This is a genomic window from Pseudarthrobacter sp. C4D7 (assembly GCF_013359725.1).
In the GTDB taxonomy this organism is placed as follows: Bacteria; Actinomycetota; Actinomycetes; order Actinomycetales; family Micrococcaceae; genus Arthrobacter.
Genome location: NZ_JABFMW010000042.1, coordinates 21,592 through 31,946, shown reverse-complemented (window position 1 = coordinate 31,946; position 10,355 = coordinate 21,592). Strand labels below are relative to the sequence as shown.

The following is a 10,355-nucleotide window of genomic DNA, read 5'->3' as shown; positions in this document are numbered from 1 at the left end:
CCGGCCACCAAGAACGAACCACCCGGCTGGACCTCACCCACCGGCCGGCACTACCCGAGCGAATACCAGGACTGGGAACCACCCCAATGGCCGGAGGGACTGACGGCGGGAGGAACCGACATCGTTCACCACAGCGGGTCGCCCTGGGAGGACGCCCTGGAGCGGTTCCTGCGCGCCCACGCCTAACGTCCCGGCTGCCAGCGGGGTTCCGTTCTGCTGCCGGAGTGGCATGTCTGGTATCTCGGACACCTGGCGTTCAGTTGGCCCTGCAGCAACGGCGCTGGAGGGTGCAAGCTTGAGTACGGGATACCGGACAGAGCTAGCCAGAAAGACACTTCCACTCCATGAGCACTGCACTAAGGGCCGCAACACCGGGCTCCGCAACATCAAACGCCGAAGCCCAGGCTCCCCGGGTGTCCGCAAAGGCATCGTCCAAGGTTCCAGCCGCGGAAAACACCCTGCGCATCCTCAAACTGCTGGCTTCCAGGCGCGGGCCGATGGCGGCGTCGCAGATCGCCTCCAGCCTGGAGCTGCCCCGCTCCAGTGTGTACCACCTGCTGGGGGTGATGGAGGCGAACGGCTTTGTCCTCCACCTCCACGAGGAGCAGCGCTATGGGCTGGGCATCAGCGCGTTCGAGCTCAGCTCCGCCTACTCCCGGCAGGAGCCGTTGTCCCGGCTGGGCCGGCCGCTGCTCGCCGGCCTGGTGGACGCTATTGGCGAGAGTGCGCACCTTGCCGTCCTGCATGGCCGGGACGTGCTGTACATCGTGGAGGAACGGGCCAAGAACCGCCCCTCCCTGGTGACCGACGTCGGCGTCCGGCTTCCCAGCCACCTGACCGCCAGCGGCCGGGCCATCCTTGCCGCCCTGCCCAAATCGCAGGTCCGTGCGCTGTACCCCAATGCCGCGGCCTTCAGCGCGCGGCACGAGGTGGAGGGGGGCATCATGAAGTACTCGGCACTCTCGTCGCATCTGGACCAGGTAAGGCAGCGCGGATACGCCACCGAGCATGGGGAAGTGACCCCCGGCTTCGGCTCCATTGCAGCCGCTGTCACCGATCATCTGGGCTGGCCCACAGCCGCCGTGGCGGTGACGTTCCTGGAAGACAAGCTGGCCCCGGAGCAGTGGCCGGCGCTGGCTGCCCGGGTCCAGAAAGTGGCGGACGAGCTCTCGGTCCGGATCCACGGACGCCCCACGAAGTAGCCGCTCGCCAACCAATAGCCTGGCCAGTGTGCGCCCTCGGCGCCAGCGCGTGAGCACGTCTGGTATTCCGGACAGCACCCATCCAAAAGCCCTGTGAAGCCCTTCCCCAAACGGCTTTAGTGGATACAGAACTTCTTTCACCAACAAACGCCGCACCACAGACACCACCCATCACAGACCCCCAGAAGGAGCCCATCATGGCACCCGCCGATTTCACCACCGGTGCCCGCCCGGTCAAAGCAGCCCGCGGCACCGAGCTCACCGCCAAGTCCTGGCAGACCGAAGCGCCGCTGCGCATGCTGATGAACAACCTGGACCCCGAAGTCGCCGAGCGCCCGGACGATCTTGTGGTCTACGGCGGCACCGGCCGCGCCGTCCGCTCCTGGGCCGCTTTCGATGCCATCACCCGCACCCTGGAAACCATGGAAAAGGACGAAACCCTCCTGGTCCAGTCCGGCAAGCCCGTCGGGGTGTTCCGCACCAACGAATGGGCGCCGCGCGTCCTGCTCGCCAACTCCAACCTCGTGGGGGACTGGGCCACCTGGCCCGAATTCCGCCGGCTCGAGGCTGAAGGCCTGATGATGTACGGCCAGATGACCGCAGGATCCTGGATCTACATCGGCACCCAGGGCATCCTGCAGGGCACGTTCGAGACCTTTGCCGCGATCGCACGGAAGCTCACCGGCGACGAGAACGGCACCCTCGCCGGCACCTTGACCCTCACCGGCGGCTGCGGCGGCATGGGCGGCGCACAGCCGCTCGCCGTCACCCTGAACGACGGCGCCTGCCTGATTGTCGACGTCGACGAGTCCCGCCTGCGCCGCCGCGCCGGCAAGCGCTACCTGGACGAGGTGGAAACCGACCTCGACGCCGCCATCGCCAAGGTGCTCAAGGCCAAGGAAGAGCGCCGCGGCTGGTCCGTGGGCTACGTGGGCAACGCCGCTGAGGTTTTCCCCGAAATCCTGCGCCGCCACAAGGCGGGCGAACTGACCGTGGACATCGTCACCGACCAAACCTCGGCACACGATCCGCTGTCCTACCTGCCTGAGGGCATCACGGTGGACGAGTGGCACCGCGAGGCTGACGCGGATCCGGAAGGCTTCACCAAGAAGGCCCAGGCCTCCATGGCACGGCACGTGCAGGCCATGGTCGAATTCCAGGATGCCGGCGCCGAGGTCTTCGACTACGGCAACTCCATCCGCGACGAGGCCCGCAAGGGCGGCTACACCCGGGCCTTCGAGTTCCCGGGCTTCGTTCCGGCCTACATCCGGCCGTTGTTCTGCGAAGGCCTGGGCCCGTTCCGCTGGGTGGCCCTCTCCGGCGACCCCGAGGACATCCGCGTCACCGATGAAGCCATAAAGGAACTCTTCCCGGAAAACAAGCACCTGCACCGCTGGATCGACGCGGCCCAGGACCGGGTGGAATTCGAAGGCCTGCCCGCCCGCATCTGCTGGCTGGGCTACGGCGAACGCGCCAAGGCCGGCCTGCTGTTCAACCAGCTCGTCAAGGAAGGCAAGGTCAAGGCCCCCATCGTGATCGGCCGCGACCACCTGGACTCCGGCTCCGTCGCATCGCCTTACCGTGAAACCGAAGCCATGGCAGACGGCTCGGATGCCATCGCCGACTGGCCCATGCTGAACGCCCTCCTCAACACCGCCTCCGGTGCCACCTGGGTGTCCCTGCACCACGGCGGCGGCGTCGGCATCGGCCGTTCCATCCACGCCGGCCAGGTTTCAGTCGCTGACGGCACGGACCTCGCCGCGCAGAAGCTCGAACGCCTCCTCACCAACGACCCCGGCATGGGCGTCATCCGCCACGCAGACGCCGGCTACGAGCGGGCCCTCGATGTCGCCAAGGAACGCGGCGTCCGCATCCCGATGCTCCCCACGGACTCCTAACCTCGCAAGCTCGGCCAGGGACCCTGTCCGCGTGGCCCCAGCGAACCAATAACCGACGTCCGCCCACCAGGCCAAACCCCGCATCGATTGCTCCGTAACCGCCGTTTTGAGCCCCTAAAACGGCATCTGCGGAGCAATCGATGGAAAAACACAAGGAACTTCCATGACCATCACCACCCATGAACCGCTTACCGTTACCCTCGGGTCCGTGGGCGTCACGCCCCAGGACGTGCTCGCCGTCGCGCGCCACGATGCCAAGGTCACCATCGCTCCGGAAGCCCTGGAAACCGTGGCCAAGGTCCGCGCCCATATCGACAGCCTGGCCTCCAGCGACACCCCGGCCTATGGCATTTCCACCGGCTTCGGCGCCCTGGCCAACCGGCACATCCCTAACGAGTTGCGCACCCAGCTGCAGAAATCCCTGATCCGCAGCCACGCGGCCGGCATGGGTCCCGCCGTGGAACGCGAGGTGGTGCGCGGCATCATGTTCCTGCGCGCCAAGACGCTCGCCTCCGGCCGGACCGGCGTCCGCCCCGTAGTCCTGCAGACCATGGTGGACGTCCTCAACGCAGGGATCACCCCGGTGGTCCGCGAGTTCGGTTCGCTGGGCTGCTCCGGTGACCTGGCGCCGCTGTCGCACTGCGCCCTGGTCCTGATGGGCGAGGGTGAAGCGGCAGGGCCCGACGGCGTCACGTACGGCGGGCGGGGAGAGCGGCCCGTCGCCGAGCTGCTTGCGGAGCACGGCATCGAGCCGGTTACCCTCGCCGAAAAGGAAGGGCTGGCGCTGGTCAACGGCACCGAGGGCATGCTGGGCATGCTCCTCATGGCCATCGCTGACCTCCGGCAGCTGCTGGCCACGGCCGATATCACCGCCGCGCTGAGCGTCGAGGCGCTGCTCGGCACGGACCAGGTGTTCCTGCCCGAACTGCACGCCGCGCTGCGCCCGCACCCGGGCCAGGCAGCAAGCGCGGACAACATGCTGCGCGTGCTCTCGAATTCGCCCATCGTGGCCTCCCACAAGGTGGGGGATTCCAGGGTCCAGGACGCCTACTCGCTGCGCTGCGCCCCGCAGGTGGCCGGCGCCGTCCGCGACACCGTGGATCACGCCGAGCTGGTGGCCACCCGTGAACTGGCCGCCGCCATCGACAACCCGGTGGTGCTTCCCGATGGCCGCGTCAGCTCCAACGGCAACTTCCACGGCGCTCCCGTGGCCTATGTCCTGGACTACCTGGCCATCGCCGTCGCGGACCTCAGCTCGATCGCCGAACGCCGCACCGACCGCATGCTGGACCCGGCGCGCTCGCACGGCCTGCCGGCATTCCTGGCAGCGGATCCCGGCGTGGACTCGGGCCTGATGATCGCCCAGTACACCCAGGCCGGGCTGGTCTCGGACAACAAGCGGCTGGCCGTCCCGGCATCCGTGGACTCCATTCCGAGCTCCGCCATGCAGGAGGACCACGTCTCCATGGGCTGGCACGCGGCGCGGAAGCTGCGCAAGGCCGTGGAGAACCTCCGCCGTGTCCTGGCCATCGAACTGGTGACCTCGGCCCGGGCCCTGGATATGCGCACGCAGCTCTCCGGCGGCGTGCTGACCCCGGGGCCGGCCGGCACTGCCGTTGTGGCAGCCCTCCGCGACGTGGTGGAAGGGCCGGGGACCGACCGCTTCCTGTCTCCTGAACTGGAAGCGGCTGACCGCCTGGTTGCAACAGGTGAGGTGCTTCGGGCGGCGGAATCCGCCGTCGGGCCACTCGCCTGACGCCGAAGAATCTTCAGCGCCCGCACCGCTTCTGTCCGAAGGGCGGAATATCCGGCGCCACGGCACGCCGTGGCGCCGGGAGTGTAGTAGAACTGAAGGTGTAGTGAAAGTCACATCAACGAAGCTGTGGCGGTAGAACGATACAAAGGGGTAGAAGTTCAAATGAAAGCACGTGGGGCAGTCCTGTCCAGGCGCAATGCCCACTCCGCTGCGGTATCCAACTGGAAGACCCTCCAGGCCGGGGACCGCGTCGAGATCGTCAAGCATGCGCATGTGGTGGCAGCCGGGGAGGTGGAAGAGGTGTCGCAGAGCGGCAACGTCCTCTGGCTGGTTCCGGTGGGTCCGTCAGGTCCCGCGGAGAAGCAGCTGTTCCTTAAGTCCGACGGCGTGGAGGTCCGCCGCGGCTAGGATTCCGGCCAAGCAGCAGTCCGCAACGTAAAAATCCCCGCACTCCGAACGGCGTGCGGGGATTTTTGCGTTGTGGTCAGGCGGCGATTGACTCGTAGGTTTCGCCGAACGGTACTGATTCATCCAGGGCTACGGTGTAGCGTCCCGGGTGCAGCTTCGTGACCAGGATTCCGCAGGCGGCCTCCTGTGCTGCGACGCCGATCAGTTCGGTCACGGCCTCTTCCAGTCCTGCGTGGACTTCGCTGGCGCTGGAAAACTCCAGGCTGATGGACCGCGGGGTGGATCCTTCTGCGGTCCGGGGGGCGGGGATGCGCTCCAGGGTGGCTGTAGTCATGTAATGAACTTTCTGTGTTTCATGCCAGGATGGCTCCAATATTCTACCGATCGCCTCCGTTATATGTCAGATGACTGTCCTTTTCGAAGTCCCGGCAGCGGTCATAAATCGTTCCGTTCCCGGCGCCGGAGCGAAATCGCGGACCATGGACGTGGGGCCGAAGGGCCTGGAACCCGTCGACACAACCAGAGGAGAATCCGGTATGAAAATCATGCGCCTGGGCGAAAAAGGCACCGAACAGCCTGCCGTCCTGGTCCACTCGGCGGACGGTGACCCGCGGTACTTCAGCCTGCTGCCCCTGACCGCTGATGTAGACGGGGCTTTCCTGGCCTCCGGCGGCCTGGCGAAGGCCCGGAAAGCCCTCGAGGCGGGAGAGCTGCCGGTCCTTGAAGGTGCCGCAGCACTCCGGGTGGGGTCACCCGTGGCCCGGCCCGGTTCCGTGGTGGGCATTGGCATGAACTATGCCGCCCACGCAGCCGAGTCGGGCGCAGAACCGCCCACCATTCCCGTGGTTTTCCTCAAGCCCAGCAACACGGTCACCGGTCCGTTCGACCCCGCCCCGCTGCCGCCCCGCTCCACGCAATACGACTGGGAAGTGGAACTGGGCATTGTCATTGGCAGGGAGGCCAGCTACCTGGGATCCACGAAGGAAGCGGAAGCGAGCATTGCCGGCTACGTCACGGCCAACGATTTTTCCGAGCGGGAGTACCAGCTGCCGGGAGCGGCGGGCCAATGGACCAAGGGCAAGTCCCTTCCCGGGTCAACGCCCCTGGGCCCGTGGCTGGTGCCGGTCAAAGAGATCGACGGCGGCAACCTGCGGCTGCGCAGCTGGGTGAACGGTGAGCCCCGGCAGGATTCGACGTCGGCGGAGCTGATTTTCGACGCGCCTACCCTCGTCCACCACTGCAGCCAGTACATGCGGCTGGAGCCCGGAGACGTGATCCTGACCGGAACGCCGCAGGGCGTGGCCTTAAGCGGCCGTTTCCCCTACCTCCAGCCCGGTGACGTGGTGGAAGTAGAGGTGGAGGGGCTGGGCCGCCAGCGCCAGGAGCTGTACCGGACGCCGGCGGCCACTGCGGTCTAGCCCGCCTTTACCGCCAGGACCGGGCAGTCCGCTTCCAGCAGGATGCGCTGTGATGTGCTGCCCATGATCAGCTTGCCCACCGGGGTGCGGCGGCGCAGGCCGATCACGATCAGGTCGGCGTGGTGTTCCTCGGCGGCATCCAGGACTTCGGCGGCGGCGTCATGGCCGCGGACGGGCCGCTTGACCAGGTACTGGATGCCCTGGCTGGCCAGCCGCTGCTCAATGTCGTGGATGTCGCCTTCCTGGGCGAAACGGTTGTCCACGGTTGCCTCGCCCTTGGAGGAGTTGATCAGCACCAGCGTGGTGTTGTTCTTCCGCGCCTCGGTAATGGCCTGCGTGAGGGCAGCTTCGCCCTCGGGGGTCGGGACATATCCCACAACGACGGTCATGGTTGCTCCTTATGGTCGGAATAGACGGCATGGTGGTTCGAGTGGACCGTATCATCGGTGTCCGTGGCAAGGCCTGCGGCCCCGCCGGCAGGAGCTGTGGCGGGACGGTTGCGGCGGAACAGCTTGTAGGCAAAGGGCCACGCCAGGATGAGGGCAATGATGACATAGACGCCGACGGCGATCGGCTCACCCAGCAGTCCCGCCGGGTCGCCCGCGCTCAGCTGCAGGGTCTTCCGGAGCTGCCCTTCGATGCGCGGACCCAGGATCACGCCCAGGACCAGCGGCAGCACGGGAAGCCCGAAGCGGCGCATCATGAACCCGAGCGCGCCGAGGACCAACAGGAGGACCAGGTCGAACGCCTGCAGGTTGACCGAGTAGGCGCCCAGCGTGGCGAAGAACAGGATGCCGGCGTACAGGTACGGGCGGGGCAGCTGCAGCAGCTTGGCCCAAAGGGGCGCCAGCGGCAGGTTGATGATCAGAAGCAGGAAGTTGCCGATGAAGAGGCTGGCGATCAGCGCCCACACCAGCGGGCCCTGGCTGGAGAAGAGCTGCGGACCCGGCTGGATGCCGTACGAGGTGAAGGCGGCCAGCATCACGGCTGCGGTGGCGTTGGTGGGCAGGCCGAGTGCCAGCATGGGGGTCAGGGTACCGGCGGCGGCAGCGTTGTTGGCTGCTTCCGGACCGGCCACGCCTTCGATGGCACCTTTGCCGAACTCTTCAGGGTGCTTGCTGAGGCGTTTTTCCGTCACATAGGAGAGGAACGTGGGGATCTCCGCACCACCGGCCGGCAGGGCGCCGAACGGGAAACCGAAGGCGGTACCGCGCAGCCACGGCTTCCAGGACCGCTTCCAGTCGGACTTGCCCATCCACGGCTGGCCCACCGGGATGGCGTGCAGGGGCGTGCGGCGCAGGTGTGCGGCCACCCAGAGGGCCTCGCCCACGGCGAAGATGGCTACGGCAACCACCACGATGTCCAGGCCGTCCGCCAGGAGCGGCTGGCCAAACGTCAGGCGGCGCTGGCCGGTGACGGAGTCCATACCCACCAGGCCGATGGCCAGGCCGAGGCCCAGGGAGGCGAACCCACGCAGCCGGGAAGAACCCAGTACGGCGGTAACGGCCAGGAGGGCCAGGACCATGATGGCGAAGTAGCTGGGTGCGCCGAGGCTGACGGCGAACTTCACCACGATCGGTGCGCAGACGGCCAGCAGGGCCGTGCCGATGGTGCCGGCGACGAACGAGCCGATGGCCGCCGTCGCAAGCGCCTGTGCCGCACGGCCGGCCTTGGCCATCTTGTTGCCTTCGATAGCCGTGACCACCGAGGACGATTCGCCGGGCGTGTTCAGGAGGATGGAGGTGGTGGAGCCGCCGTACATGCCGCCGTAGTAAATGCCGGCAAACATGATGAAGGCGCTTGTGGGCTCCAGGGCGTAGGTGACGGGAAGCAGCAAGGCAACGGTCATGGCCGGGCCCAGGCCGGGGAGGACGCCGACGGCGGTGCCCAGGATGACGCCGATCACGGCGTAGAGGAAATTCATGGGGGTGAGGGCGGTGGCGAAACCGTCCATCAGGGAGGACCAGACGTCCATTAGAGGATTCCTTCCAGGAGGCCGGCCGGCAGCGCAATGCCCAGGCCGAGGTAGAAGCCGTAGAAGGTCAGTAAGGACAGTGCCACGGAGATCAGCCCGTCCCGGACGAAGTGGCGGCTGCCGAGGGCCAGGACGCTCCCCCAGAACAGTACGGTCCCGGAAATGACCCAGCCGGCCCAGTCAACGAGCAGGATGTTCAGGACGAATGCTCCCGCCAGGGGCAGGACCGTCTTCCAGTCCGCGGGGTGGGTGAGGTCCACGTCCTCGCCGCCCTCCGCCTCGCCTTTGCCGCCACGCAGTACGTTGATGGCCAGCAGGACCGCGCAGACCACCAGCATGCCGGCAACGATGAACGGAACAGTTTTTGGCCCGACCGGGTCCGACTTCGAATACGGGGTTACCAGGCCGTTGGCGTCCAGGAAGACGACGACGCCGGCCGCCCCGAGCAGGAGTGCGACTCCCAGCTCGGAGCGGCCTTTAAGGCCTGTGGTCAGCGATGTCACGCCAGCCCAAGCTTGGTGAGGACGTCGGCCACCCGCTTGTCCTGCTCGGTAAGGAAGGTCTTGAACTGGTCGCCGGTGAGGAAGGCATCGGTCCAGCTGTGGGTCTTCAGCGCTTCTTTCCAGCCGTCCGTGCCGTGCATCTTTTCCAGCGCGGCGATCAGGGAGGCCTTGTCCTGGTCGCTGATCCCGGGAGGGGCCACGACGCCGCGCCAGTTGGTGAAGACGAGGTCGATGTTGGATTCCTTCAACGTGGGTGCGCCCACGCCTTCCAAGCGCTTGTCGCCGCTGGTGGCCAGCACGCGGACTTCGCCGGACTCGATCTGCTTCAGGTACTCACCGGCACCGGAGGCGGCGAAGCCCAGCTTGTTGCCGAGGATGGCGGGCAGCAGGTCGCCGCCGCCGTCGTAGGCAACGTAGTTGACCTTGGTGGCGTCGATGCCGACGGCACCGGCGAGCTGCATGGGCAGCAGGTGGTCCGGGCCGCCGGGGGACGAGCCGCCGCCGACGGCGATGGAGCCGGGATCGGCTTTCCAGGCCTTTACCAGGTCATCGATGGTCTTGTACGGAGAATCCTTGCCGACCATGATGGCGCCGGGTTCTTCGATGAGGCGGGCCAGCGGAGTCGTCTCGGTCAGTTTGGATTCAGACTTGTTGGTGTAGCTGGCACCCACCACGCCCAGTCCCATGAGCATGGCCAGGTCGCCGTTGCCCTTTTCGTTGACAATGCGGGCCAGGCCCACAGTTCCGCCTGCGCCTGCCAGGTTGAAAACTTCGGTGTTGGTGGAGATCTTCGCGTCGTCCAGAACCTTGGCGGCGGCGCGCGCGGTGGTGTCATAGCCGCCGCCCGGGGAGTTGGGGACCATGATCTGCAGGCCGGTGATGGGTCCGGCGGCAGCGCCGGAGCTTTCCGAACCGGTGGAGCTCTTGCCGGTGGCACCGCAGCCGGTGGCCATCAGGGCGATGCCGGCAGCAACGGCGGCAACGCGCAATGCGCGGATCTGGCGCATGTGTTCCTCTTCTCTCAAAACAAAATCTGGCCAGCATCGGCTAGTTTGTGGCTCCGATGCCTTGTGGTTTCGATGCTAGGGGCGGCCGTGACGGCGATCACTCTTGTGTACGCAGAAAAAGTTGTGTTCATTGCGTTCACGTTTCCGAATCCCCACAGCGGCCCTGCTGCGGGCTTTGGGATATAGTT

Annotated in this window: 10 protein-coding genes and 1 pseudogene; 6 read left to right on the top strand and 5 right to left on the bottom strand. The window is 66.7% G+C overall.

Translation table 11 applies throughout. From position 1 onward, the window contains the following. The 5 genes and pseudogenes from HNO81_RS20230 to HNO81_RS19015 form a co-directional block, all read left to right on the top strand. A pseudogene (locus HNO81_RS20230) lies at positions 1 to 186 on the top strand (endonuclease); the annotation flags it as partial. A gap of 158 nt (positions 187 to 344) precedes the next feature. Next, positions 345 to 1,202: an IclR family transcriptional regulator gene (locus HNO81_RS19030; protein WP_217509613.1), complete on the top strand. Its 858-nt coding sequence runs from the start codon at positions 345 to 347 to the stop codon at positions 1,200 to 1,202. A gap of 197 nt (positions 1,203 to 1,399) precedes the next feature. Continuing rightward, positions 1,400 to 3,100, top strand: a complete 1,701-nt coding sequence (gene hutU, locus HNO81_RS19025; protein WP_175319658.1) for a urocanate hydratase — start codon at positions 1,400 to 1,402, stop codon at positions 3,098 to 3,100. Positions 3,101 to 3,263: 163 nt separating this feature from the next. Next, complete coding sequence (gene hutH, locus HNO81_RS19020) at positions 3,264 to 4,856, top strand: histidine ammonia-lyase (RefSeq protein WP_175319657.1); 1,593 nt, start codon at positions 3,264 to 3,266, stop codon at positions 4,854 to 4,856. A gap of 162 nt (positions 4,857 to 5,018) precedes the next feature. Next, positions 5,019 to 5,264 (top strand): hypothetical protein, encoded by a 246-nt coding sequence (locus HNO81_RS19015; RefSeq protein ID WP_175319656.1) that lies wholly within the window; start codon positions 5,019 to 5,021, stop codon positions 5,262 to 5,264. 76 nt (positions 5,265 to 5,340) lie between these two features. Here the strand turns inward: HNO81_RS19015 and HNO81_RS19010 are convergent, their stop codons facing one another. Next, entirely contained in the window at positions 5,341 to 5,598 is a 258-nt protein-coding gene (locus HNO81_RS19010) for a hypothetical protein (RefSeq protein WP_175319655.1), read from the bottom strand. Between the two features lie 202 nt (positions 5,599 to 5,800). On the opposite strand from HNO81_RS19010, the gene HNO81_RS19005 reads away from it, so the two are divergent. Beyond that, positions 5,801 to 6,682 (top strand): fumarylacetoacetate hydrolase family protein, encoded by an 882-nt coding sequence (locus HNO81_RS19005; protein ID WP_175319654.1) that lies wholly within the window; start codon positions 5,801 to 5,803, stop codon positions 6,680 to 6,682. On the opposite strand, the gene HNO81_RS19000 is transcribed toward HNO81_RS19005, so the two are convergent. Genes HNO81_RS19000 through HNO81_RS18985 form a run of 4 tightly spaced genes read right to left on the bottom strand, consistent with a single transcriptional unit; the run spans position 6,679 to position 10,167 of the window. Continuing rightward, positions 6,679 to 7,071: a universal stress protein gene (locus HNO81_RS19000; RefSeq protein ID WP_175319653.1), complete on the bottom strand. Its 393-nt coding sequence runs from the start codon at positions 7,069 to 7,071 to the stop codon at positions 6,679 to 6,681. The two genes, HNO81_RS19005 and HNO81_RS19000, sit on opposite strands and share 4 nt — an antisense overlap. Continuing rightward, complete coding sequence (locus HNO81_RS18995; protein WP_254703586.1) at positions 7,068 to 8,657, bottom strand: tripartite tricarboxylate transporter permease; 1,590 nt, start codon at positions 8,655 to 8,657, stop codon at positions 7,068 to 7,070. Before HNO81_RS18995 ends, HNO81_RS19000 begins: the two co-directional genes overlap by 4 nt. After that, on the bottom strand, positions 8,657 to 9,160 hold the full coding sequence (locus tag HNO81_RS18990; protein WP_175319652.1) for a tripartite tricarboxylate transporter TctB family protein: 504 nt from the start codon (positions 9,158 to 9,160) through the stop codon (positions 8,657 to 8,659). Before HNO81_RS18990 ends, HNO81_RS18995 begins: the two co-directional genes overlap by 1 nt. Beyond that, on the bottom strand, positions 9,157 to 10,167 hold the full coding sequence (locus HNO81_RS18985) for a tripartite tricarboxylate transporter substrate binding protein (RefSeq protein WP_175319651.1): 1,011 nt from the start codon (positions 10,165 to 10,167) through the stop codon (positions 9,157 to 9,159). The genes HNO81_RS18990 and HNO81_RS18985 overlap by 4 nt, the downstream gene beginning before the upstream one ends. Positions 10,168 to 10,355: the final 188 nt, after the last annotated feature.

Excerpts from the sequence above, each read along its gene's own strand:
- hutU (WP_175319658.1), top strand. The coding sequence starts at position 1,400 with ATGGCACCCGCCGATTTCACCACCGGTGCCCGCCCGGTCAAAGCAGCC.
- HNO81_RS18985 (WP_175319651.1), bottom strand. The coding sequence starts at position 10,167 with ATGCGCCAGATCCGCGCATTGCGCGTTGCCGCCGTTGCTGCCGGCATC.
- HNO81_RS19010 (WP_175319655.1), bottom strand. The coding sequence starts at position 5,598 with ATGACTACAGCCACCCTGGAGCGCATCCCCGCCCCCCGGACCGCAGAA.
- HNO81_RS19030 (WP_217509613.1), top strand. The coding sequence starts at position 345 with ATGAGCACTGCACTAAGGGCCGCAACACCGGGCTCCGCAACATCAAAC.
- HNO81_RS18995 (WP_254703586.1), bottom strand. The coding sequence starts at position 8,657 with ATGGACGTCTGGTCCTCCCTGATGGACGGTTTCGCCACCGCCCTCACC.
- hutH (WP_175319657.1), top strand. The coding sequence starts at position 3,264 with ATGACCATCACCACCCATGAACCGCTTACCGTTACCCTCGGGTCCGTG.
- HNO81_RS19015 (WP_175319656.1), top strand. The coding sequence starts at position 5,019 with ATGAAAGCACGTGGGGCAGTCCTGTCCAGGCGCAATGCCCACTCCGCT.
- HNO81_RS19000 (WP_175319653.1), bottom strand. The coding sequence starts at position 7,071 with ATGACCGTCGTTGTGGGATATGTCCCGACCCCCGAGGGCGAAGCTGCC.
- HNO81_RS19005 (WP_175319654.1), top strand. The coding sequence starts at position 5,801 with ATGAAAATCATGCGCCTGGGCGAAAAAGGCACCGAACAGCCTGCCGTC.